Source organism: Aquabacterium sp. NJ1 (assembly GCF_000768065.1).
Classification (GTDB): domain Bacteria; phylum Pseudomonadota; class Gammaproteobacteria; order Burkholderiales; family Burkholderiaceae_C; genus Aquabacterium.
On record NZ_JRKM01000001.1, the window covers coordinates 2,159,079 to 2,181,688 of the forward strand.

General features: G+C 65.9%; 23 protein-coding genes and 1 pseudogene. 20 read left to right on the top strand and 4 right to left on the bottom strand.

From position 1 onward, the window contains the following. Positions 1-7: 7 nt before the first annotated feature. Positions 8-613, top strand: a complete 606-nt coding sequence (locus JY96_RS09290; RefSeq protein ID WP_052162330.1) for a c-type cytochrome — start codon at positions 8-10, stop codon at positions 611-613. On the opposite strand, the gene JY96_RS09295 is transcribed toward JY96_RS09290, so the two are convergent. Continuing rightward, positions 606-2,795, bottom strand: coding sequence for a bifunctional diguanylate cyclase/phosphodiesterase (locus JY96_RS09295; protein WP_052162331.1), 2,190 nt, complete (start codon positions 2,793-2,795; stop codon positions 606-608). The genes JY96_RS09290 and JY96_RS09295 overlap by 8 nt on opposite strands. After that, positions 2,789-3,595 carry a response regulator gene (locus tag JY96_RS09300; protein WP_161784279.1) on the bottom strand — a complete coding sequence of 269 codons (807 nt, stop codon included), beginning with the start codon at positions 3,593-3,595 and terminating at the stop codon, positions 2,789-2,791. Before JY96_RS09300 ends, JY96_RS09295 begins: the two co-directional genes overlap by 7 nt. 322 nt (positions 3,596-3,917) lie before the next feature. On the opposite strand from JY96_RS09300, the gene JY96_RS09305 reads away from it, so the two are divergent. The 11 genes and pseudogenes from JY96_RS09305 to JY96_RS09360 all read left to right on the top strand — a co-directional run bounded on the left by JY96_RS09305 (position 3,918) and on the right by JY96_RS09360 (position 12,341). After that, entirely contained in the window at positions 3,918-4,259 is a 342-nt protein-coding gene (locus tag JY96_RS09305; RefSeq protein ID WP_035036847.1) for a helix-turn-helix transcriptional regulator, read from the top strand. A 12-nt stretch (positions 4,260-4,271) separates the two neighbouring features. After that, positions 4,272-4,790 (top strand): ArsI/CadI family heavy metal resistance metalloenzyme, encoded by a 519-nt coding sequence (locus JY96_RS09310; protein WP_035036849.1) that lies wholly within the window; start codon positions 4,272-4,274, stop codon positions 4,788-4,790. A gap of 8 nt (positions 4,791-4,798) precedes the next feature. After that, positions 4,799-5,302 (top strand): arsenate reductase ArsC, encoded by a 504-nt coding sequence (locus JY96_RS09315; protein WP_035041981.1) that lies wholly within the window; start codon positions 4,799-4,801, stop codon positions 5,300-5,302. Positions 5,303-5,314: 12 nt separating this feature from the next. Further along, positions 5,315-6,394, top strand: coding sequence for an ACR3 family arsenite efflux transporter (gene arsB, locus JY96_RS09320; RefSeq protein WP_035036851.1), 1,080 nt, complete (start codon positions 5,315-5,317; stop codon positions 6,392-6,394). Continuing rightward, a complete protein-coding gene (arsC, locus tag JY96_RS09325; protein WP_035036854.1) occupies positions 6,391-6,816 on the top strand; it encodes an arsenate reductase (glutaredoxin) in 426 nt (141 codons plus the stop codon). Before arsB ends, arsC begins: the two co-directional genes overlap by 4 nt. Beyond that, the gene (sigZ, locus tag JY96_RS09330; RefSeq protein WP_235333889.1) at positions 6,788-7,372 is read left to right on the top strand and encodes an RNA polymerase sigma factor SigZ; all 585 of its coding nucleotides are present in this window, start codon (positions 6,788-6,790) and stop codon (positions 7,370-7,372) included. The genes arsC and sigZ overlap by 29 nt, the downstream gene beginning before the upstream one ends. A gap of 95 nt (positions 7,373-7,467) precedes the next feature. Further along, positions 7,468-8,523 carry a permease gene (locus JY96_RS09335; protein WP_035036857.1) on the top strand — a complete coding sequence of 352 codons (1,056 nt, stop codon included), beginning with the start codon at positions 7,468-7,470 and terminating at the stop codon, positions 8,521-8,523. A 31-nt stretch (positions 8,524-8,554) separates the two neighbouring features. Then, positions 8,555-8,788 (top strand): thioredoxin family protein, encoded by a 234-nt coding sequence (locus JY96_RS09340; RefSeq protein WP_035036858.1) that lies wholly within the window; start codon positions 8,555-8,557, stop codon positions 8,786-8,788. Further along, entirely contained in the window at positions 8,785-9,048 is a 264-nt protein-coding gene (locus JY96_RS09345) for a hypothetical protein (RefSeq protein WP_035036861.1), read from the top strand. The genes JY96_RS09340 and JY96_RS09345 overlap by 4 nt, the downstream gene beginning before the upstream one ends. A 2-nt stretch (positions 9,049-9,050) precedes the next feature. After that, positions 9,051-10,235 carry an acetyl-CoA C-acetyltransferase gene (locus JY96_RS09350; RefSeq protein WP_035036864.1) on the top strand — a complete coding sequence of 395 codons (1,185 nt, stop codon included), beginning with the start codon at positions 9,051-9,053 and terminating at the stop codon, positions 10,233-10,235. Positions 10,236-10,639: 404 nt separating this feature from the next. Then, positions 10,640-12,341, top strand: a pseudogene (locus JY96_RS09360) (TRC40/GET3/ArsA family transport-energizing ATPase). Positions 12,342-12,350: 9 nt separating this feature from the next. Here the strand turns inward: JY96_RS09360 and JY96_RS09365 are convergent. Continuing rightward, entirely contained in the window at positions 12,351-13,256 is a 906-nt protein-coding gene (locus tag JY96_RS09365) for a bestrophin family protein (protein ID WP_035036870.1), read from the bottom strand. Between the two features lie 198 nt (positions 13,257-13,454). On the opposite strand from JY96_RS09365, the gene JY96_RS09370 reads away from it, so the two are divergent. Further along, entirely contained in the window at positions 13,455-14,747 is a 1,293-nt protein-coding gene (locus tag JY96_RS09370) for an alkaline phosphatase family protein (RefSeq protein WP_052162332.1), read from the top strand. Positions 14,748-14,812: 65 nt separating this feature from the next. Further along, the gene (locus tag JY96_RS09375) at positions 14,813-16,021 is read left to right on the top strand and encodes a DUF2252 domain-containing protein (RefSeq protein ID WP_035036873.1); all 1,209 of its coding nucleotides are present in this window, start codon (positions 14,813-14,815) and stop codon (positions 16,019-16,021) included. A gap of 12 nt (positions 16,022-16,033) precedes the next feature. Here JY96_RS09375 and selD read toward each other — a convergent pair whose 3' ends face one another. Beyond that, on the bottom strand, positions 16,034-17,092 hold the full coding sequence (gene selD / locus JY96_RS09380; RefSeq protein ID WP_035036875.1) for a selenide, water dikinase SelD: 1,059 nt from the start codon (positions 17,090-17,092) through the stop codon (positions 16,034-16,036). A gap of 45 nt (positions 17,093-17,137) precedes the next feature. Here selD and mnmH point away from each other — a divergent pair, with 45 nt between their 5' ends. The 6 genes from mnmH (at position 17,138) to JY96_RS09410 (ending at position 22,603) form a co-directional block, all read left to right on the top strand. Next, positions 17,138-18,187 (top strand): tRNA 2-selenouridine(34) synthase MnmH, encoded by a 1,050-nt coding sequence (gene mnmH, locus JY96_RS09385; protein ID WP_035036877.1) that lies wholly within the window; start codon positions 17,138-17,140, stop codon positions 18,185-18,187. 1 nt (position 18,188) lies between these two features. Next, positions 18,189-18,965, top strand: a complete 777-nt coding sequence (locus JY96_RS09390) for a phosphonate ABC transporter ATP-binding protein (RefSeq protein WP_035036879.1) — start codon at positions 18,189-18,191, stop codon at positions 18,963-18,965. After that, positions 18,952-20,664, top strand: coding sequence for an ABC transporter permease subunit (locus tag JY96_RS09395; RefSeq protein WP_035036881.1), 1,713 nt, complete (start codon positions 18,952-18,954; stop codon positions 20,662-20,664). Before JY96_RS09390 ends, JY96_RS09395 begins: the two co-directional genes overlap by 14 nt. 61 nt (positions 20,665-20,725) lie before the next feature. Then, on the top strand, positions 20,726-21,592 hold the full coding sequence (locus tag JY96_RS09400) for a putative selenate ABC transporter substrate-binding protein (RefSeq protein WP_081961154.1): 867 nt from the start codon (positions 20,726-20,728) through the stop codon (positions 21,590-21,592). Between the two features lie 88 nt (positions 21,593-21,680). After that, positions 21,681-22,064: a hypothetical protein gene (locus JY96_RS09405; protein ID WP_152606426.1), complete on the top strand. Its 384-nt coding sequence runs from the start codon at positions 21,681-21,683 to the stop codon at positions 22,062-22,064. Positions 22,065-22,135: 71 nt separating this feature from the next. Next, positions 22,136-22,603: a CBS domain-containing protein gene (locus JY96_RS09410; protein ID WP_052162333.1), complete on the top strand. Its 468-nt coding sequence runs from the start codon at positions 22,136-22,138 to the stop codon at positions 22,601-22,603. The last annotated feature ends 7 nt before the right edge of the window (positions 22,604-22,610 follow it).

A 22,610-nucleotide genomic window follows, 5' to 3' on the forward strand; every position in this document is an offset into this window, starting at 1 on the left:
ACCGATCATGAAACATCGCGCTTTCTGGCTGGCACTGGGCCTCACGGCCAGCCTCTCTGCCGGCCTGGTGTGCCCACCGGCCCACGCCACCGAGACGACGCCGCTGGCTCGGGGCGCCTACCTGGTCAACGGCATCGGCTGTGCCGACTGCCACACCCCGCTCAAGATGGGCGCGCAAGGGCCCGAGCCTGATTTCTCACGCGGCCTGTCCGGCCATCCGCAAGACATGAAGCTGGCGCCGCCACCCAAGGCGCGCGGCGGCTGGCTGTGGGGTGGTTCGGCCACGAACACGGCTTTCCATGGGCCCTGGGGCATCAGTTATGCCGCCAACCTCACACCGGACAAGGAGACCGGCCTGGGCGCCTGGACGGCCGAGCAGTTCGTGGCCGCCATCCGCCAAGGCAAGCACGCGGGCTCAGGGCGCCCGATTGCACCGCCCATGCCCTGGCAATCCTTTGCCCGGCTGGACGACAACGATCTGCGTGCCATCTATGCCTACCTCATGGCACAACAGCCCGTGCACAACCTGGTGCCCGAGCCCAGCCCGCCGGCGCCGCATGGACCGATTGGGCCGCGTGGCGCGCGTGATGGCACACCTGCGCGCCTCAAGTGACCGTGACCCGCGTCCCGCTGCTGGGCGCGGGGTGTACCGCTTGATCGGGCTTGTGGGGCAGCACCTTGTTGTCCAGCAACAAGGCTTCGAAGTCCACCGAAGGCAGGGGCTTGGCGAACAGGAAGCCCTGCTGCTGCGCACACCCATGCGCCAGCAGGAACGTGGACTGCCCCATGGTCTCGACGCCTTCGGCCACCACCTGCAGGCCAAAGGCCCGGCCCAGCGCGATGACGGACACCGCGATGGCCCCATCGCGCCCACCCCGCCAGGCATCGGTCACGAAGGAACGGTCGATCTTCAACTCGTCGATCGGGAAGCGCTTGAGATAACCCAGCGATGAATACCCCGTGCCGAAGTCGTCGAGCGACACGCGAAAGCCCAGCTCGCGCAATTCCTGCAGGCGCGCCACAGCCCGCTCCACATCGGACATCAGCAGCGACTCGGTCACCTCCAGCACCAGGCAGGATGGGTCCAGGCGGTATTGCTTGAGCAGCGCCTCCAGCTGCGCCCGCAGGCCATCGTCGGCAAAGCTCGGGCTCGACAGGTTGACGGACACGGGCACCATGCGCAGGCCCATGTCGGCGCGCCGGCGCAGGTCGGCGCAAGCGGTCTCGAGCACCCAGTCGGTCAGCGGCAGGATCAGGCCGGACTCTTCGGCCAGGGGGATGAACTCACCCGGCGAGACCATGCCGCGCTCCGGGTGCTGCCAGCGTACCAGCGCTTCGGCCCCCGTGATCAGGCCACTGCCCGCATCCACCTTGGCCTGGTAATGCAGGCGCAACTGGCCATCGGTGATGGCATGGCGCAAGTCGGTTTCACGTGCCAGGCGTGCACTGGCCCGCACGTTCATGGCCTCGTCAAAGAAGCGGTGCTGGGCACGGCCTGCGGACTTGGCAGCATAAGCGGCCTGCTCCGCGCAGCGCGTGAGGCCTTCCGCGTCGGTTGCATCACGCGGGTACAGGGCGATGCCGATGCTGGCAGTCAGCACCAGCTCGCGGTCCTCGAAGGCAATCGGCTCGGCGATGGCCTGCAACAGGCGATCGGCCACCAGCGCGGCCTGCTTGTCATCGGCGATGTCGACCAGCAAGAGCGTGAAGGCATTGGCCCCCACACGCGACACCATCGATTCCTGGCTGGGCGCACGCGCGTCCATGGCCAGGTCCGAGGTGCGAATTGACGCCTTCAGGCGCCCGGAGATCAGGCGCAGCACGCTGTCGCCCTGGGCGTACCCAATGGCGTCGTTCACGCTCTTGAAGCGGTCCATGTCGATGTACAACATGGCGCAACCCGCGCTCAAGCGGGCCGAGCGGTCGAGCGTGGGGCCCACCATCTCGCTGAAGAACTGGCGGTTGGGCAAGCCGGTGAGCACGTCGTAATGCGCCAGGCGCTTGATGCGCTCTTCGGCTTCCACGCGGTCGGTGATGTCCTGCGTGATGCCTTCCACCGACACCTGACGCCCGTTGTGGTCGATGACGGCCGCGGCCTGCTCGAACACGGTGCGCACCTCGCCGTCAAAGCGGCGGATGGCGAAGGTCAGCTGATAGGGCTCGCCTTCGACCAGGGCGGCCAGGCGCAGCGCGCGCACAGTCTCACGATCCGTATCGGCGATGAGGGCCAGGAAATCATCAGGGCGCGCCTGCATCACAACCTCAGGCGGCGCCGCCAGCACGCGGGCCAGCTCGGGCGAGCAGACAAAACGCTGCCCATCGGCGCCCCACTCCCAGCTGCCCATGTTGGCGATGTGGTGCGCGCGCTCCAGGCGTTCGCGGCTGCGGGTGGCCGACTCGATGGCCACACCCGCACGCAAGGAGTAACGCACACGGTGTGTCAGCAGCGTCCAGTTGATGGGCTTGGAGATGAAGTCGGTGGCACCGGCTTCATACGCGAGCTCGACGGAGGCACTGTCATTGAGGCCCGTGAGCATGAGCACCGGCACGCGGCTGCCATAGCGCGTCTGGCGCAGGCGCTTGCAGACCTCGTAACCATCGAGGTGCGGCATCATCACATCGAGCAACAGCAGGTCAAACGGAGCCTGCTCGATCAGGGCCAGGCCCTGCACGCCGTCTTCAGCCTCGTTGACATCAAAGCCGGCGTGGCGCAGGGTGTGGGCGGCCATGCCCCGCAACAGCGGGTCGTCATCGATGATGAGCAGGCGAGGGCCGGTGTCATCCAGTTTCAGCATGATCGCACCGCGCTTTCTGGCAGGAGGGCATGGGGTCGTCCGAGCATCGTGCACAGCCTTTCGTATTCCATGTCGAACCGGCTCGGCCAGCGCGACATATCAGGGTTGCCTTTTCTCAGCTGCAGTTCGGCATCGGCCGCGCAGGCAGCCATGGCCATGGCCCCGACAGACGCGCTGGAGGACTTCAGGCTGTGCGCCGTGCGTTGCACCGTCTGGGCATCCCCGCTGGAAGCCGCCGACAGGATCGTGCCCAGCAGCGTCGGCAGGGACTTGAAGTACAGGTCCAGCACGACCTGGCCATACGCGGGCTGGGAGCCATCGGCCACCATGGGCAAGGCCGCCAGCACCGAGGCGTCGAACACCTTGGGGGCGGCGCCTGGCTGGCAGCAGGGGCCGGCATCAGCGTGAGGCGGGCAGACGTGCTGGCCTGTGCGCGGGCGTCGGCCCCATCGCTCAATGGCCAGGGCAAGGTGGTCGATGTCCACCGGCTTGGTCAGGAAATCATTCATGCCCACCGCCAGGCAGGCATCGCGGTCCACGGCAAAGGCCTGGGCCGTCAGCGCGATGATGGGGACGCCGATGCCACCGGGGCCGGCTTCACCCGCGCGCAGGCGGCGCGTGGTTTCCAGGCCGTCCATGTCGTGCATGCGGCAGTCCATCACCACGACGTCGTAATGTGCGTCGCGCACGGCATTCAGCGCGGCCAGGCCGCTGTCCACCGCGTTCACCTGGTGCCCGAAATAATTCAATATCTGACAGACCACGTCGCGGTTCACGACCTCGTCTTCGACAACCAGCACGTGAAGCGGCGCCTGCTGCATAGATCCCCCCACTCCCATTTGGACAAATCTGAATCTCAGTATTCGGCACGACAGGCACCGGACTTGAGATATTGGCCATGATGCAACGGGCTGCGTGGGGATGATTCACGCCAGACCGGCGATCGAGGTATTAGGAACGGCTGAATCAGCGCATAAAAAATACCCAGGCGGCATATATGACTGAATTCAATTTTCGGGTTTGGCCGAAATACCGAATGGCAGGCCAGCAGGCCCGCCCCCTCCTGAATCGCCAGTGACACAGGGGGCTTGCTTTATCCAACATTTCAACTATCATTGAATCATGGAAGAACAAGACGTCATCAAGTCCCTGGCCGCCCTGGCCCAAGCCGTGCGCCTGCGCGTGTTCCGTGCGCTGGTGGTGGCCGGGTTCGACGGCCTCACGCCCAGCGCCTTGTCCGAACAGCTGGCGGTACCCGCTACCTCGCTGTCGTTTCACCTCAAGGAGTTGATGCACGCCGGCCTGGTCTCGCAAGAGCGTGACGGCCGCCACCTGATCTACCGCGCGTCGTTCGAGCACATGAACGGCTTGCTGCACTACCTCACCGAGCACTGCTGCCAGGGGCAGGCGTGCTCACCCACCGACACCACCGCCAGCCACACGCGTGGCTGCACGACCTGCTGAAGGAGACCCACCATGAAGCGCTTTCACGTCCATGTGCATGTTGATGACCTGGCCCGCAACATCGACTTCTACTCGAAGATGTTCGGCACCGCACCGGCACGCGTCGAAACCGACTACGCCAAGTGGATGCTGGACGACCCGGCCGTCAACTTCGCCATCTCCACACGCGGCCACGGCCACACCGGTGTGGACCACCTGGGCATCCAGGTCGACAACGACGCGGACCTGCTGGCGCTGAAGACGCAAGCCCAGGCGGCAGACCTCTCCTTGATCGACGAAGGGGCGACCACCTGCTGCTATGCGCGCAGCGACAAGCACTGGGTGATCGACCCGCAGGGCCTGCCCTGGGAGCACTTCCAGACGCTGGGCAGCATCCCCGTGTTCCGTGAAGAAGCGCCTGCAGGCCAGGTCGCCGTGGGCGCCACCGTCGAGGCCGAGCAAGCGGCGCAAGCCAATGCCTGCTGCACACCCAAGGTCAGCGGCAAGCCCATTGGCATCCCGGTCAAATCCACGCCCTCCAAATGCTGCTGAGCCCTCGCATGACCACCCATGTTCTGATCCTGTGCACGCACAACTCGGCCCGCAGCGTGCTCTCCGAAGGCATGCTCAACCATCTGGCGGCCAAGCTGGGCAAAGACGTCAAGGCGCACAGTGCGGGCAGCGCGCCCAGTGGTCGCCTCAACCCCTTTGCCATCGAAGCCTTGAACAAGGCCGGCATCGACACGTCGGCCTACCGCAGCAAAAGCTGGGACGAGTTCACCACGCCCGACGCACCGCCCCTGTCCATCGTCATCACGGTGTGCGACAGCGCGGCAGCCGAGGCCTGCCCGGTGTTCTTCGGTGGCCAGGGGCAGCCCGTCAAGGTGCACTGGGGCTACCCCGATCCGTCCAACGCCGAAGGCGGGGACGAAGGCAAGCGTCGGGCGTTCGAGCTGACGCGCCAGGCCATTGGCTACAAGCTGCTGCAGCTGCTGGCCTTGCCACTGGCCACCATGGATCGGGATGCCTTGCTGGCAGCCCTCAATGACATCGCCCGCTCCTGAGGACATTGCCCGATGAATACCGCCACCGCCATGGCGCCGCTCAAGCCGGCCCCAGCCCCCATGAGCGTCTTCGAACGCTACCTGACCGTCTGGGTCTTCCTGTGCATCGTGGCCGGCATCGCGCTGGGCCAGGTGCTGCCTGGCGTCTTTCAGGCCATCGGCCACATGGAAGTCGCCAAGGTCAACCTGCCGGTGGGCTTGCTCATCTGGGTGATGATCATCCCCATGCTGGTCAAGGTGGACTTCGGCAGCCTGTCCCAGGTCAAGCAGCACTGGCGGGGCATTGGCGTCACCTTGTTTGTCAACTGGGCTGTCAAACCGTTTTCGATGGCGCTGCTGGGCTGGCTCTTCGTGCGCCAGCTGTTTGCGCCTTACCTGCCTGCCGGGCAGCTCGACAGCTACATCGCCGGCCTGATCCTGCTGGCCGCCGCGCCGTGCACGGCCATGGTGTTCGTGTGGAGCCGGCTGACCGGTGGCAACCCGCTGTTCACGTTGTCGCAAGTGGCGCTGAACGACACCATCATGGTGTTTGCGTTTGCCCCCATCGTGGCGCTGCTGCTGGGCTTGTCGTCCATCGTCGTGCCGTGGGACACCCTGGTGACCTCGGTCGTGCTGTACATCGTGATCCCGGTGGCCCTGGCGCAAGCGATGCGCAAGGTCTTGCTCCAGCGCGGCCAGGCTGCTTTTGATGCCGCACTCGCGAGGATCGGCCCGTGGTCCATCACCGCCTTGCTGGCCACCCTCGTGCTGCTGTTTGCCTTCCAGGGTGAGGCCATCATCAAGCAGCCACTGGTGATCGCCATGCTGGCCGTGCCCATCCTCATCCAGGTCTTCTTCAACTCGGCGCTGGCTTACTGGCTCAACCGCCGCCTGGGCGAAACGCATGACGTGGCCTGCCCCTCGGCCCTGATCGGCGCCAGCAACTTCTTCGAGCTGGCCGTGGCGGCGGCCATCAGCCTGTTTGGATTCGAGTCGGGCGCGGCGCTCGCCACCGTGGTCGGTGTGCTGATCGAAGTGCCCGTGATGCTGCTGGTCGTCCGCGTGGTCAACCAGAGCAAGGGCTGGTACAAGCAAGGACAATGCAAGGCATGAACTCCGTCACCATCTATCACAACCCGAAGTGCGGCACCTCCCGCAACACCCTGGCCCTGATCCGCAATGCGGGCATCGAACCCCTGGTGGTTCACTACCTGGACACGCCGCCCACGCGTGCGCAACTGGTCCAGCTGATCACAGCCTGCGGCCTGTCGGTGCGTGAAGTGCTGCGCAGCAAGGGCGAGGTCTATGAGGAACTCAAGCTGGATGACAGCAAGTGGACCGACGACGAGCTGCTGGACTTCATGGTCGCGCACCCGATCCTGATCAACCGGCCCATCGTGGTCACGCCCCAGGGCACGCGCCTGTGCCGCCCCTCCGAGCTGGTGCTCGACATCCTGCCGCAAGCGCAGCAAGGCCCCTTCACCAAAGAAGACGGCGAAGTGGTGATTGACGCGCAAGGCCGCCGCCTTGTCTGAACAGGCCGACATGCCGGCATCGCCAGAACAGCCTTGCCTGATGGCCGCATGGCACGCGCATGAGCGCGAGCTGAGGCGCTGGCTGATCGGCCATGTAGAAGACCCGCACACGGCGCAAGACCTGCTGCAAGACATCTTCATGAAGGCCTTGCGCCAAGGGCAGGGCTTTTGCGACATCACCAATGCACGCGCCTGGCTGTACGAGGTCGCGCGTAACACCGTGACCGACCACATGCGTCGTCGCCGGGCATGGGTTGAATTGCCCGATGACCTGCCTGCCGCCGAAGACAACCCGATGCCCGCGGTGGACAGCCTGGCTTCCTGCCTGCCCCGCGTGCTGGGTGAATTGAGCGCCGAAGACCGCGAGGCCATCACCGAATGCGACCTCAAGGGCATGAGCCAGGAAGACTACGCCCGCAAGCTGGGCCTGAGCTTGCCGGGTGCCAAGTCACGCATCCAGAGGGCCCGCAAGCGGCTGCGGGCGCAATTGACGCTGTCTTGCCAGGTGACACTTGATCCGCAGGGCCAGGTTTGCTGCTTTGTGCCCCGCGCTTGACGCCAGCGCGTGCCATACCTGCATCTTTTTGATGGCAGTGGCGTCTCCTTGATTGACAGGCTTGACCTGCCGCCCCAGAGGAACACACTGCTGTCATGAACACCACCACCTCCCCCGCCGCCGCCCAGACGACGCCCTTGCTTCGCTGGCTTCTCGGCCTGGCCGTGGTGGCGCCCTTGTGGTTCTGGGCTTACGCGCACCTCACCGACCTGGCCGACGCCGTTCTGAGCCTGATCGGCCTGACGCGCCAGACGGCCCTGGGTGAAGCCTTGCATTTCTTCTTTTACGACACGCCCAAGGTCTTGCTCTTGCTCACGGGCATCGTGTTTGTGATGGGCATCGTGCAGACCTTTTTTGCGCCCGAGCGCACCCGTGCCTTGCTGGCGGGCAAGCGGACCGGTGTGGGCAATGTGCTGGCGGCCCTGCTGGGCATCGTCACCCCGTTTTGCTCCTGCTCGGCCGTGCCCTTGTTCATTGGCCTGCTCTCGGCTGGCGTGCCGCTGGGCGTGACCTTCTCATTTCTGATCTCGGCGCCCATGGTCAATGAGGTGGCCCTGGCGCTCCTGTTCGGCATGTTTGGCTGGAAGGTGGCGGGGCTCTACCTTGGAATGGGCCTGCTGGTGGCCATCGTCGCGGGCCTGGTGATCGGCAGGCTGCGCATGGAGCGCCACCTGGAAGACTGGGTACAGGTCATCGCCCGGGGTGAAGCCGTGCATGTGCAGGCAGAGCGCCTGAACTGGGTGCAACGCTTTGAAGCGGGTTGGCGCCATGTGCGCGAGATCGTCGGCAAGGTCTGGCCCTATGTGATCGCTGGCATTGCACTGGGCGCGGGCATCCACGGTTATGTGCCGCAAGACTTCATGGCATCCATCATGGGGCGCGAAGCCTGGTGGTCGGTGCCGGTGGCCGTGCTCCTGGGTGTGCCCATGTACACCAATGCCGCCGGCATCATCCCCATCGTCGAAGCCCTGATCGGCAAGGGGGCCGCCCTGGGCACCGTGCTGGCTTTCATGATGAGCGTGATCGCCCTGTCTGCGCCAGAAATGATCATCTTGCGCAAGGCGCTCAAGCCACGCCTGATCGCCACCTTTGCGGGCATCGTGGCCGCTGGCATTTTGCTGGTGGGTTACGTGTTCAATCTCGTTCTGTAAAGCCATCTCCCATTGATTCAAGGGCAACATCATGAAAGACATCAAGGTTCTGGGCTCGGGCTGCGCCAACTGCAAGACCACCATCGCACTGATCGAACAAGTCGCTCAGGAAAAGCGCGTTGAGATCAAGATGGACAAGGTGCAGGACATGCAGGCCATCATCGGTTACGGCGTCATGTCCACCCCAGGGGTGGTGGTGGATGGCAAGGTGGTGCATGCCGGTGGCGTGCCCAGTCGGGACAAGATAGCGCAGTGGTTGGCATGAACGCAGCTCGCCAGCCCGTGAGCGCGACATCACTGAGCACCGCCGAAGCGCTCAACCTGGGCTGCTACTGCCGCACGCTCAACCCGATGCGGCTTCAACAGGAGCTGGAGGCCGACAGCAGCCTGGCTGGCATGACACTGGACACCACCACATCTTTGAGCGAGCATGGCTTGCACGCATCAAGACACCCCAGCCTGGCGCGCTCGCCAGCATCTGCATCCACATTGATTCGTTTGGTGTTTGACCTACACAAGGAGTGAACATGAGCCAGCCTGAAGTCGTCATCTGCAACCCTGTCCGCACCGCCATCGGCACCTATGGCGGCAGCCTCAAAGACGTGCTGGCCCCTGATCTGGGCGCCGCCGTCATCCGTGAAAGCCTCAAACGCTCGGGCTTGCCCGCCGACCAGATCGAATCGCTCATCATGGGCAACGTCATCCAGGCAGGCGTGAAGATGAACCCCGCGCGGCAGGCCGGCATCGGTGCGGGTCTGCCCGTCGAGGTGCCTGCCATGACCGTGAACCGCGTGTGCGGCTCTGGCGCCCAGGCCATTGCCAGTGCGGCCCTGGAGATCTGGTCGGGCATGAGCCAGGTCGCCATCGCTGGCGGCATGGAGAACATGGACCGCGCCCCCTACCTGCTGCCGCAAGGGCGCTGGGGCGCGCGCATGGGCGATGTCACGCTGCTCGACAGCATGCTCTACGACGGCCTGAACGACGCCTTCAGCGGCAAGCATTCTGGCTGGCACACCGAGGACCTGGTGGCACTGAAGGCCATCAGCCGAGAGGATCAGGACCGTTGGGCCTTGCGCTCGCAGCAGCGCTTCTCGGTCGCCCAGGCTGAAGGCAAGTTCGACGCCGAAATCGTGACGATCGAAGTGCCGGGTCGCAAGGGCCCCACGCTCTTTGCCCGCGATGAGCACAACCGCCCCGAGACCACGGCCGAATCGCTGACCAAACTCAAGCCCGCCTTCCGCAAAGAAGGCACGATCACGGCGGGCAATGCGCCTGGCCTCAACACCGGGGCGGCGGCCATGATCGTGGCCGAGCGCAAATGGGCCGACAGCCATGGCTTGAAGCCCATGGCACGCCTGGTGAGTTACGGCGTGGGCGCCGTTGAGCCAGGCATGTTCGGGTTGGGGCCCGTGCCGGCCGTGCGACAAGCGCTGGCGCGAGCCAAGTGGGCCGTGGGTGATGTGCAGCGTGTCGAGATCAACGAGGCCTTTGCGGCCATCGCCCTGGCTTGCCTGCGCGAACTGGGCCTGCCCGAAGACAGGGTCAATGTGGAGGGCGGCGCCATTGCGCACGGCCATCCGATTGGCGCCTCTGGCGCGGTGCTGACCACGCGCTTGCTGCATTCGATGCAACGCGATGGGCTCCAACGCGGCGTGGTGACCCTGTGCATCGGGGGCGGTCAAGGCATTGCCCTGGCACTTGAAATGATCTGATGGATTGGGCGCATCTTTTTGCCATGGTCTGCGTCTCCTTTCATGAGACCAAACTCAATGGAGCCAGATCATGTGCATGGGATACGCCAAAGACATCGCGGCCTGGGCCTGCCAAGGGGAGTTGAACCGACGTGAGGCGGCCTTGCTCGCTTGGGGTGAGACCTGGCTTGCGCAAAGGCTTGATCCCGCCGAACAGGGGCCACAGGCAGGGCCAGCGCGTGGTGATTCGGGCGCGCCAGCGCAGGTTCGTGACATGGCGCCGACCCGCGCCATCGCCCTGCCAAACCGGTAGGCTGCCTTGGGGTGGGCGTGGCGCCGCTCATTGCGGTTTGCGGACGCAGGTGCCCGACGGGCTGGGTAAACTGGCTCGCGGTGAATCGGCGTTCAAACCAAGGAGCATCTTCATGGCCATCAACGTGCCGGACTTTCTGAACCATCCAACCCGGCACCTGTTCTTCACCGGCAAGGGCGGCGTGGGCAAGACCTCGCTGTCGACTGCCACGGCCATTGCCCTGGCCGACTCGGGCCTGCGCGTGCTGCTGGTCAGCACCGACGCCGCCTCCAACCTTGATGAGATGCTGGGCGCCCCCTTGCGCAACACGCCCACGCCCGTGCCTGGTGTGCCGGGCCTGTCGATGCTCAACATCGACCCGGACGTGGCGGCCGAGACCTATCGCCAACGTGTCATCGCGCAAATGGCCGGCAGCAGCACCGAGGATGAACGCGCCACCGTGCGCGAGCAGTTGTCGGGTGCCTGCACCACCGAGATCGCCTCGTTCGACGAGTTCTCCAACCTGCTGGCCGGTGGCGCGGGGGACTACGACCACATCGTGTTCGACACGGCCCCGACCGGCCACACCCTGCGCCTGCTGAGCCTGCCCAAGGCCTGGAGCGGCTTCCTCAAGGGCAATGACCGCGGCGCCTCCTGCCTGGGCCCCCATTCCGGCTTGAAGATGCAGGAGGCCCGATCAAGGCGCCCTGGCCGAAGCGGCCCGCACCAGCGCCGAGCTGCGCACCCTGGGCCTGGGCAACCAGCACCTGGCCGTCAACGGCGTGTTCCAAGCCAGCAACCCGCATGACGATGTGGCCCGTGCCCTTGAATCGCTGGGCGCGCAGGCCATGGCCCACATGCCCGAGGCCCTCCGGGCCTTGCCGCAACATCGCGTGCCGCTGCGCCCCTTCGACACGGTCGGCCTGCCTGCCCTGCGCGCGCTCTTGTCGGATCAACCCACGCCCGCGGACCTGATACCCGCGCCGCAGGTCGATGCGCCCCTGTCGGCGGAGCGGCTGGACAAACTGGTAGACGAGCTGGCCGCAACCGGCAAGGGCCTGATCATGGTGATGGGCAAAGGCGGCGTCGGCAAGACCACGATCGCAGCAGCCCTGGCCATTGGCCTGGTGCGGCGCGGCCTGGCCGTGCACCTGAGCACGACCGACCCGGCGGCCCACCTGGCCATGACGCTCGATGGGCAACTGCCCGGCCTGAGCGTGGACCGCATCGACCCCAAGGTCGAGACCCAGCGCTACATCGACAAGATCATGGCCGCCAAAGGCAGCCAGCTCGATGAGCAGGAGAAGGCCCTGATGCTGGAGGACCTGCAATCGCCCTGCACCGAAGAGGTCGCCGTCTTCCACGCGTTTTCCAAGACCGTGGCCTCGGCCCGCAGTGCCTTCGTGGTGCTGGACACCGCGCCGACCGGCCACTCGCTGCTGCTGATGGACGCCACCGGGGCTTACCACCGCCAGATGGTGCGCGCTTTCGAGAGCCAGGCCACCACGCACATCGTCACGCCGCTGATGCGCCTGCAAGACCCGGACTACACCCGCATCGTGCTGGTCACGCTGCCCGAGACCACGCCGGCTTCACAAGCCGCGGCCTTGCAGGATGACCTGCGGCGTGCGCACATCGAGCCTTATGCCTGGGTGGTCAACAAATCGATCCTGGCCACCGGCACGCAAGACCCCACCCTGCTGGCCAGGCTGGAGGGCGAGCGCCGCCAGATGGCCCGCATCGCCTCTGGCCTGGCCCAGCGCACCTTCGTGCTGCCCTGGACACCACAGCCGCCCGTAGGCGTGGCGGCGCTCACGCACCTGCTGGACACCTGAAGCGCCCCGTCAGTTCAACACATAGCCCACGGGCTGCGGCACGGCCGGCAGCTCGCGGTCGCCCAGCATTTCCAGCAAGGCCGCTTCGATGTTGATGGCCATGGCGTCCAGCGCCAGGTCATTGGGCATGGTGCCAAAGGGCTCTTCGATCTCGTCGCTCAGGGCTTCGATGGCAAAGAAGGTATAGGCCACGAAACACACCATGAGCGGGGTCATGATGCCGATGGCATCCAGCAGGCCGAAGGGCAGCATCAGGCAATAGATGTAGACCGTGCGGTGCAGGATGACCGAATACGTGAAAGGCAGCGGCGTGTAGGCGATGCGTTCGCAACCGCCGTAGGCATCGTTGAGGCCTGCAAGCGAGCGATCCAGCTCGGCGGCCAGGATGGGCGACAGCTCGCCCGACTCGCGCTGCTGGCGCAACTGGTCCGCCAGCCAAGTCATGATCTGCAGCGGCGGCGAACGGCGGCCTGCCACTTGAGGCAGCAGCGATGCGGGCAGGAGGCGACGCATGTCCGCCTGGTTGTCCGAATTGCGCAGCTGGTGCCGCACCGCATGCACGAATGCGGCCACGCCCATCACGAAGGGCCGCGGGTCACCACCGGCAAACGACAGGCGCTGGCGGGCGGCATTGCGGCTGTCGGTCAGCAGCTTGCCCCACAGCTTGCGGGCCTCCCAGTAGCGGTCGTAGCTGGCGTTGTTGCGAAAGCCCAGGAAGATCGCCAGGGCCACGCCCACCAGCGAAAACGGCACCGTGGTCAGCGTGATCTTGCGGTGCAACAGCTCGCCGTGGAAGATCACCACGATGAGCGACACCAAGGCCGTGACACCCAGTTGCGGCAGGATCTTGTTGAGGACCGAACCACGCCACACGAACAACATGCGCAGCCAATTGGGGCGGGGACGAACGATCACTCAGCAGCTCCGGGGCGGGGCAGCGCCCCAAATCGAGTCGTCATTCTGGCATGGCTGGTCACACAAGGCCCCGCAATGTAAAGAAATGCGATCCTCATGCGGGCGCCAGTCAGTGTCACAAGACCTACTTACGGGCTTCCTAGAGTGATCGGGTACAGGACTCCCCCTGGAACACTTCACCCCATCAGCAGGTGCCCCATGACACTGAAACACGCTTTTGTCTCGACCTCGTTGGCTGCCGCATGCCTGGTTTCAACCCAGGTGCAAGCCGCCGAAGGCGCGGTTCCCCATGGCATCCCTCACCTCGACCACGTCTTTGTGGTGGTGATGGAGAACCACGGCTACAGCCAGCTCCTGAACAACCCCAACGCCCCCTTCATCAATGCCTACGCGAAGTCGGCCAACCTGGCCAGCAACTACTTTGCGGTCGGGCACCCGAGCCTCACCAACTACCTGGAGATCGTGGGCGGCTCCAACTTCGGCGTGCAAAGCGACAACTTCCCTGACTGGCACAACAGCAACTGCGTCCCCAACCTGATCTCGGGCCAGGCCAATACCGACAACCCGGCCAGCGGCAAGGTCTGCCCGATCACAGGCATGGGCTCGGACGCCGCCACCCCGGCACTGGACACCACGAACGAAGTGCAAGGCGGCCCGGGTGAAGCCAATATCGATGGCATCCGGTCGGTCCCGGCTGACCACCGCACGGTGGGCATGACCATCGCGGATCAACTGGTGCGCACCGGCCAGAGCTGGAAGAGCTACCAGGAGAGCCTGCCGCCCCAAGGTGCCGATACCGTGAACATCAGCGACGGCTACTTCACCAACAACACGGACTTCAGCAAGATCAAGCCCACCTTGAGCCCTGCCTTGTCTCAAAGTGATGTGGTGGCGCTGTATGCCGCCAAGCACAACCCCTTTGCCTACTTCCAGAGCGTGCAGGAAGGCCGTGAGCCGCACAACAGCCTGCGCAACACGGTGGGCTTCGATGGGGCAAAGGGCCTGTACGCAGACCTGGCTTCGGGCCATGTCCCTTCGCTGTCGTTCATCGCGCCCAACCAGTGCAATGACCAGCATGGCCGCGGCAACGCCGGCGCCTTCTGCAACTACGACCCCAGTGACAATGGCTCGCAGGCAGGCCTGAACCCCGCCCTGATCCAACGTGGTGATCAGACCGTCCAGCAAATCGTCTCGGCCATCAAGCACTCGCCCACATGGCGGTCGGGCCGCAATGCCATCGTGGTGGTCTGGGACGAAAACGACTACAGCACCGCCCCCAACACCAACCAGGTCATGCTGATCGTCGACACCAACTACGGTGCGCACAAGGTGAACAGCAGCAAGAGCTACACCCACTTCTCCCTGCTGCGCACGCTGGAAGCGGGTTTCAACCTGCCTTGCCTGAACCACGCATGCGACAAGGCCTCGGAGACCATGTCCGACCTGTTCGCGGAAGGGCGGTATCCGTTCACGATGGACGACGAGCAGTGACTTGACTGATGGATGGCGCTTGCCGGCCCCTGCGCATTTCGCTACAACAGCGCATGGAGAGCCATATGGACATCGTGAGCGCCATCCGTCAGTTCAACCAGGGGCGAGAGCCCGAGCGCTTGCAGTTGAAGTACCGCAAGATGCGCAGCGACCCCTTCAGTTTTCTGAGGGGCTCGTGTCACCTCTTTTATGAACAGCTCCCCAGGTCCGGGGTCTTCAAGAACGCGCCACCGGTCTGGTCGTGTGGCGACCTGCACCTGGAGAACTTCGGCAGCTACAAGGGTGACAACCGGCTCGCCTATTTCGACGTCAACGATTTCGACGAGGGCATCCTGGCCCCCGCCAGCTGGGATGTCGTGCGCATGTTGACCAGCCTGCGCGTTGGCGCGCACAGCATCGGCCTGAAACAACAGGATGCGCAAGCGCTGTGTGACGCCTTCCTCGCTGGTTATGGCGGCGCGCTTGCACAAGGCAAGGCTTATTGGGTCGAGCACCGGACGGCGCACGGCCTGATCCGGCATCTGCTGGACAGCCTGCAGGACCGGCAGCGCAAGGACTGGCTGGACGCCCGCACCGAGTTCAAAGGCGGCAACAAAAGCCGAGTGCGCCGCCTGAAGGTGGATGGCCAGAAGGCTTTGCCCGTGTCGGACGCGCAGCGCAACAGCGTGATGAATTTCATGGCCGGCTTTGCGAAGCAACAAGACAAGCCCGGCTTCTTCAAGGTGCTGGATGTGGCCCGGCGTGTGGCCGGCACAGGCAGCCTGGGCGTGAACCGCTACGTGGTGCTGGTGCAGGGCAAGGGCGCACCAGATGGCCATTACCTGCTGGATCTCAAGGCTGCACAAGCCTCTTCACTGGCAGGCCGGGTGAAGCTCAAACAGCCTAGATGGGCCTCCGAGGCGCACCGCATTGTGGAAGTGCAGCGGCGTGTTCAAGCGGTGTCGATGGCCTTCCTGCAAGCCGTCGAGATGGACGGCAGGCCTTATGTGCTCAGGGGCTTGCAGCCCGTGGAAGACCGCGTGAGCCTGAACGGCGCCCGGCAGCCTCGCGCGGAGATTGCGCATGTCATCCATGGCATGGGCAAGCTGGTGGCCTGGGGGCAGTTGCGCAGCGGCGGGCGGCAGGGCTCGGCCACCGCGGACGAACTGATCGACTTCGCCCAGGGCAAGAAGTGGCAGCCAAAGTTGCTGGAGGCAGCCGACACCTGTGCGCGCCAGACCCTGGCGGACGCCGCCACCTTTGCCCAGGCGTTTGACGATGGCGCGTTTCGCTGAGGCCCGCCTGCGTCAGGTCTGATCAAAGTGCAACCGGGGCGCGGCACCGGCAGAAGGCGCCGCCAACTGCCCGATCACGGCCGCCTCGGCAAACCCTGCACCGCGAAACTCGGCCAGCACCGCGTCCACCGCGTCGAGCTGGCAGCTCACCAGCAGGCCACCGCTGGTCTGCGGGTCAGAGGCCAGGGCCTGCATCCACGCGGGCGCTTCGGCGGGCCAAGCCACCTCGGCCCCATAGGCCGCCCAGTTGCGCGCCGAGGCCCCAGTGACGATGCCTTCGCGGGCAAACGTCACCGCCTCCTCGATCAAGGGCAACTGATCCAGCGCGACCTGGGCATCCAGGCGCGAGCCACGGCAGATTTCCAGCAGGTGCCCCGCCAGGCCGAAGCCCGTGACATCGGTCATCGCGTGCACGCCGCTCAAGGCGCCCAGCGCGATGCCCACGCGGTTGAGCTGGGTCGTGTGACGCAACATCTGCGCATAACCCTGCTCGGTCAGCAGGCCCTTCTTGAGCGCAGCCGACAGGATGCCCACGCCCAGCGGCTTGCCCAGCACCAGCACATCACCGGCCTGGCCATCGGCATTGCGGTGCACGCGGTCGGGGTGCACCAGGCCCAGCGCCACCAGGCCATAGATCGGCTCCAGCAGGTCGATGGAGTGGCCGCCCGCGATCGGGATGCCCGCATCGCGACAGACCTCGGCACCACCGGCGAGGATCTGGCCGATCACCTCGGGCGGCAGCTTCGCAATGGGCATGCCCACCAGGGCCAGCGCCATGATGGGCGTGCCACCCATGGCGTAAATGTCGGACAACGCATTGGTAGCCGCGATGCGGCCGAAGTCACGCGGGTCATCGACGATGGGCGTGAAGAAATCGGTCGTGGCCACCAGGGCCTGCGTGTCATTGAGGCGGTACACCGCCGCGTCGTCGCTGGTCTCCAGGCCCACCATCAGCTCTGGGGGCACGAGGCCTTGTGGCGCACGTGACAGAATCTCGGCCAGCAAGCCCGGCGCGATCTTGCAACCGCAGCCGCCGCCGTGCGAAAACTGAGTAAGGGCAATGGAAGTCATGGTGCAACAGAAGTTCAAGGCGATTGTGCCAGTCGGGGCGGCCCGATGAGCACTCGCGGCCCGATCCAGGTGGCCGATCGCCATCTGTTTGACTGCATCATCGATGCCCGCTCGCCTGCCGAGTTTGCGCTCGACCACATCCCCGGGGCCATCAACTGCCCTGTGCTGGATGACGATGAGCGCCGCATCGTGGGCACCATCTACAAGCAGCAAGGCGCGTTCGAGGCACGCCGCGTGGGTGGCGCCATGGTGGCGGCCAACCTGGCCAAACACCTGCAAGGCCGCTTCGCCCACATGCCACACGACTGGAAGCCACTGGTCTATTGCTGGCGCGGTGGGCTGCGCAGCGGCTCCATGGTGGCCTGGTGGCGCCTGGTGGGCTGGGATGCGCAACAGCTGGCCGGCGGCTACAAACGCTGGCGCCAGCATGTGATCGCCGTGCTCGACGCCCTGTGCCCGCAACTGCCCTTGCGCGTGGTGTGCGGCGCCACCGGCAGCGCCAAGACCCGGGTGCTGCACGCCCTGGCCGAACAAGGCGCCCAGGTGCTGGACCTGGAAGGCCTGGCCTGCCACAAAGGCTCCTTGCTGGGTGCCGTGCCCGGTGTGGACCAGCCTTCGCAAAAGGCCTTCGAGACGCAACTGGCCACCGTGCTCGAAAGCTTTGACCTGAGCCAGCCCGTGTTCGTGGAGGCCGAGAGCCGCAAGATCGGCCGCATCTCGCTGCCCACGAGCCTGATCGAGCGCATGCGCGCCAGCCCCTGCCTGGAGATCGCCGCGCCTGCCGAAGCCCGCCAGGCCTTCCTGCTGCGCGACTACGCCTACCTGGGCGACGATGGCGACACCCTGGCCCAGCGCCTGGATGCGCTGCGCCCCCTGCATGGCAAGGACACCATCGCCCGCTGGCAGGACTGGGCGCGGCACGCCCAGCTGGCCCCCTTGTTCGCCGAGCTGGCCGAGTTGCACTACGACCCGCTGTATGCCCGCTCGCAGGCCGCCCACTTCCACCAATGGGCGCAACGCCAGGCCGTGCACACCGATGCGCTGGACGAGCCCGCGATCGCACAACTGGCCCGGCGTCTGCGGGCGCTGGTCTGACATGACGCACGCATCCGTTCCCACCGTGCCCACGGTCCAGTTGTCGCACGTCAGCCGCCACTGGGGTGGCCAGCCTGTGCTCGACGACATCAACCTGCGTTTGGGTCCGGGCGAGCGCATCGCCCTGATCGGCCCCAGCGGCGCGGGCAAATCCACCTTGATCAGGCTGATCGCCGGTGCCCTGCGCGCCACATCGGGCCAGATCGACATCGATGGCCGCCCCCTGGCAGGCATGAGCTGGCGCGCCCTGCAACGCTACCGGTCCGGCTGCCGCATCGTGGAGCAACAGAACCTGCTGGTGCCGCAAGCCAGCGTGCACCGCAACGTGGTGTCCGGCCTGCTGCCCACCTGGCCCTGGTACAAGACCCTGCAAGCCGCCTTGATGCCCGTCGAGGTGGCGCGCGTGGCCACGCTGCTGCAATCGCTGGGCATGGCCGATCACCAGTGGGACAAGGCCGGCGAGCTCAGCGGCGGGCAGATGCAGCGTGTCGCCATTGCGCGGGCGCTGATCGCCAACCCCGGCTTGCTGCTGGCCGACGAACCCACCGCCTCGCTGGACCCGCACACCGCCAAGGCCGTGACCCGGCTCATCGTCGAGCAGGCCCGCCACCGCGCCATGTCGCTGGTGTTCTGCACACACTGGTTCGACATCGTGCGGCAGGACTGCACCCGCGTGATCGGCCTGCGTGCCGGCCACGTGCTGTTTGATTGCGCCCCCGCAGACGTCACCGAGGACCGGCTGGCGCAGCTGTATGCCGGCAGCCATGAGCGACTCTGAGCAAGCCCCCTCGCCCGCATCTACGCGGGCCGGCCAGGCCTGGCGCGCCGAGCGCCACGCCCACTGGCGCCGGTACGCGCTGTGGCTGCTCATCGGCCTGTCGGGCTGGCTGTGCCTGGCCCTCACGGGCGCCCAACCCACCAAGCTGTTCGACCAGGACGGCCTGCGCAATGCGGGCGAGATCCTCACCGGCATGGCCCACCCGGATGTCTCGCGCGACTTCCTGGCCCGCGTGTTCGAGCTGTCGGTCGAGAGCCTGCTGATCGGCATCCTCGGCACGGTGATGGCCGTGGTGCTGGGCATCAGCCTGGCCTTCTTCGCCATCCGCGTGCCGGAGCTGCCCGACCCGCCGCGCCGCGCGCCAGCCTGGGTGCGCCATAGCCTCGCGCTCACACGCTGGCTGGCGCGCCTGCTGTTGAGCGTGCTGCGCGCCATCCCCGAGATCGTGTGGGCCTACCTCTTCGTGCGCCTCATCGGCCTGGGCCCGGGCGCGGCCGTGCTGGCCATCGGGCTCACCGTGGGCGGCAACATCGGCAAGCTGTATGCCGAACTGGCCGAGGCCGTCGAGCCGCGCTCGCTGCAGGCCTTGCGCGCCGCGGGCGCTTCGCGCTGGGCCATCTTCCTGCACGCCGTGCTGCCCCAGGTCAGCCGGCAGTGGACGGGCTACGCGCTCTTCTGCCTGGAGTGCAACATCCGCATCGGCACCATCCTGGGCGTGGTGGGCGCGGGCGGCCTGGGCAGTGAAATCGCGCTGAGCCTGCGCTACTTCCAGTACGACAAGCTGGCCACCACCCTGCTGGCCGTGCTGGCCTTCGTGGTGGCGCTGGAGCTGGTCAGCGCGCAGCTGCGCCGGCGTGATGTGCGCTGGTCGCTGAGCCTGGCCGTCATCGGCGCGGCCTGGGCCCTGCACCAGCTGGACATCCCCTGGGCCGACCTGCTGAACAGCCAGGCCCCACCGCTGCTCAGCTTCGACCACCTGGTGCTGGACGCTGCCTTCATGCAGACCGTGGCCACCCAGATCGGCGAGACCCTGATGATGGCCTGGGTCGCCACCCTGGTCTCGGCCGGCCTGGCTTTCATACTGGCCCCCATGGCCGCTTCGCACCTGATGACGGGCAGCTACCTGATTGATCCGCCGCGCACCGCCGCCCTGTCTCGCACCTGGCGCCAGGTGCTGAAGTGGGCCAGCCGTGCCGTGCTGCAAGGCACCCGCGTGATCCCCGAGCTGACGCTGGCGCTCGTGTTCGTGGTGTGGGTGGGTGGCGGCCCGCTGGCCGGCATCATGGCCATCGCGGTGCACAACATCGGCGTCATGGGGCGCCTGTTTGCCGACGTGTTCGAAGAGGTCGAAGCCGGCCCGCCTGCCGTGATGCAGGCCCAGGGCGCCGGCACCCTGGCCACCTTCCTCTTTGGCGTGCTGCCGCAGGTGCAGGCGCGCCTGGCCGCTTTCACGCTCTACCGCTTCGAGGTGAACGTGCGCGCCACCGCCATGGTCGGCTTCGTGGGCGCAGGCGGCATCGGTGACGCGCTCAACACCGCCATCAGCCTGTTCCACATGCAGGACCTCAGCCTGCTGCTGCTGACCATGCTGGCACTCGTGGCCATCGTGGATGCGCTGGGCGACAAGGTCCGTGCCCGTATCCTGTCTGCACCACGATCCGCCCCCTTTTCCAAGCCGCTGCTGGTGCTTGACGTTTGAGCCCATTCAAGCGCGTCACCCCCTCACCCCCTCCACCCCACCAAACCAAGGACACCACCTCATGACCACCTCCCGCCTGATCCGCCGCGCCATCTTGCTCAGCCCCCTGCTCGCCCTGGCCACACAGGCCGTGCATGCGGAAGACGTCATCCGCGTCTCGGGCATCCCCGATGAAAACCCCACCGAACTGGCGCGCAAGTACCAGCCGCTGGTCGAGCACCTGCAAAAGCACCTGGGCGTCAAGGTCGTGTACGTGCCGGTGATCGACTACGGTGCGGCCGTGTCCGCCCTGGGCGCCGGCAAGATCGACTTTGCCTGGCTGGGCGGCTTCACCTTCGTGCAGGCCAAGGTGATGTCGGGCGCCAAGCCCGTGGTCATGCGCGACATCGACCGCGAGTTCCACAGCGTGTTCATCGCCAACACGGCCGCGGGCATCAACAAGCCTGAAGACATGCGCGGCAAGAGCTTCGCCTTCGGCGCCAAGAGCTCGACCTCGGGCCACCTTTTCCCGCGCTACTTCCTGAGCACGCAATTCAAGATCGATGCCGACAAGGACTTTGCCGGCGCCCCCATCTACAGCGGCGCGCATGACGCCACCGTGAAGATGGTGGAATCGGGCAAGGTGCAGTCCGGTGCGCTGAACATCGAGGTCTGGCAGCGCCTGGTGGCCGGTGACAAGTTCGACAAGAACAAGGTCAAGGCCATCTGGACCACGCCCGCCTTTGTGGACTACGTGTGGGCCGCCCGCAAGGACCTGCCCCCCGCCACCGTGCAGAAGTTCGCCCAGGCCTTCCTGAGCCTGGATGCGAGCAAGCCCGAAGACAAGGCCGTGCTGGACCTGCAAGGCGCGAAAAAGTTCGTGCCCGCCAAGGCGGAGGACTTCACCGTGATCGAGCAAGTTGGCCGCTCGACCGGTTTGCTGAAGTAAATCAAAGTCTTGCGCTGGCAGGCCCTTGCAGCGCCGCCAAAACCGCCGCAAGATGGCGGTATCGGTGTTGCGGCAGGAGGGCCATGCCATGAAAGCGCACAAGCAAGTTGAGAAGGTCAACCCCGCGTTCTCTGCGGCCGGCACCATGGTGGCCGACGCCATGCTGTTCTGGGCCGACCAGTTCATGGCCCAGCAACGCCTGGCCGGTGCCATGCTGGACTCGTACATGCAATGGGGCAAGGAAGTGGAAGCCGGGCTGGCGGAGATGATGATGCTGCCCGGTAGCCAGGACATGCACATCACGCCCGATTCGGCCGGGGTGGCCTTGAGTTCAATCGACCCCTCCCCCAAGGGGATCGTGGACGCCTTCGCGGGCACGGCCAATGCCATGTTCCAGGCCTGGGCCAACGCCATCGAACACGAGGTGCAGGACGCCCAGGGCCAGGCGCCCGAACCCGCCCAGCGGCATTGACCGCCCTCCCGTTTGCAGAGATCATGTGAGCGCGCCGCCTGGCGCGCGGGCATCACGATCAGGAGGCTGCGATGAGCGAACGTCTGAGCGTTGGGGAAATCTGCACGCGTGAGGTGACCATCGCCTTTCGCGACACCGATCTGGTCGCTGCGGCCAGGCTGATGCGCGAGGCGCATGTCGGCGCGCTGGTCGTGGTCGACGAGATGCCGGGCAAACGCATGGTGGCCGGCCTCATCACCGACCGTGACATCGTCACCGCCGTCATCGCACCGGGGCTGGACCCGCGCACCCTCAATGTCGAGGATGTGATGACCGAGCCCGTGCTGACCATGGACGAGGACGACTCCCTGATCGACCTGTTGCGCATGATGCGCGACAAGGGCGTGCGCCGCGTGCCCGTGCTGGGCGCGCAACGCGAACTGGTCGGCCTGGTGACGCTGGACGACGCCCTGGAGATCCTGGCCGAAGAGCTCGACTTGCTGGTCGGCGCCATCGGCAGCGAGGCCCGGCGCGAACGCATGAGGCGGCCCGCCGCTTGAGCAGCAC

Coding starts and splice junctions, on each gene's coding strand:
- JY96_RS09290 (WP_052162330.1), top strand. CDS start 8: ATGAAACATCGCGCTTTCTGGCTGGCACTGGGCCTCACGGCCAGCCTC.
- JY96_RS09295 (WP_052162331.1), bottom strand. CDS start 2,795: ATGCTGAAACTGGATGACACCGGCCCTCGCCTGCTCATCATCGATGAC.
- JY96_RS09305 (WP_035036847.1), top strand. CDS start 3,918: ATGGAAGAACAAGACGTCATCAAGTCCCTGGCCGCCCTGGCCCAAGCC.
- JY96_RS09310 (WP_035036849.1), top strand. CDS start 4,272: ATGAAGCGCTTTCACGTCCATGTGCATGTTGATGACCTGGCCCGCAAC.
- JY96_RS09315 (WP_035041981.1), top strand. CDS start 4,799: ATGACCACCCATGTTCTGATCCTGTGCACGCACAACTCGGCCCGCAGC.
- arsB (WP_035036851.1), top strand. CDS start 5,315: ATGAATACCGCCACCGCCATGGCGCCGCTCAAGCCGGCCCCAGCCCCC.
- arsC (WP_035036854.1), top strand. CDS start 6,391: ATGAACTCCGTCACCATCTATCACAACCCGAAGTGCGGCACCTCCCGC.
- JY96_RS09335 (WP_035036857.1), top strand. CDS start 7,468: ATGAACACCACCACCTCCCCCGCCGCCGCCCAGACGACGCCCTTGCTT.
- JY96_RS09340 (WP_035036858.1), top strand. CDS start 8,555: ATGAAAGACATCAAGGTTCTGGGCTCGGGCTGCGCCAACTGCAAGACC.
- JY96_RS09345 (WP_035036861.1), top strand. CDS start 8,785: ATGAACGCAGCTCGCCAGCCCGTGAGCGCGACATCACTGAGCACCGCC.
- JY96_RS09350 (WP_035036864.1), top strand. CDS start 9,051: ATGAGCCAGCCTGAAGTCGTCATCTGCAACCCTGTCCGCACCGCCATC.
- JY96_RS09370 (WP_052162332.1), top strand. CDS start 13,455: ATGACACTGAAACACGCTTTTGTCTCGACCTCGTTGGCTGCCGCATGC.
- JY96_RS09375 (WP_035036873.1), top strand. CDS start 14,813: ATGGACATCGTGAGCGCCATCCGTCAGTTCAACCAGGGGCGAGAGCCC.
- selD (WP_035036875.1), bottom strand. CDS start 17,092: ATGACTTCCATTGCCCTTACTCAGTTTTCGCACGGCGGCGGCTGCGGT.
- mnmH (WP_035036877.1), top strand. CDS start 17,138: ATGAGCACTCGCGGCCCGATCCAGGTGGCCGATCGCCATCTGTTTGAC.
- JY96_RS09390 (WP_035036879.1), top strand. CDS start 18,189: ATGACGCACGCATCCGTTCCCACCGTGCCCACGGTCCAGTTGTCGCAC.
- JY96_RS09395 (WP_035036881.1), top strand. CDS start 18,952: ATGAGCGACTCTGAGCAAGCCCCCTCGCCCGCATCTACGCGGGCCGGC.
- JY96_RS09400 (WP_081961154.1), top strand. CDS start 20,726: ATGACCACCTCCCGCCTGATCCGCCGCGCCATCTTGCTCAGCCCCCTG.
- JY96_RS09405 (WP_152606426.1), top strand. CDS start 21,681: ATGAAAGCGCACAAGCAAGTTGAGAAGGTCAACCCCGCGTTCTCTGCG.
- JY96_RS09410 (WP_052162333.1), top strand. CDS start 22,136: ATGAGCGAACGTCTGAGCGTTGGGGAAATCTGCACGCGTGAGGTGACC.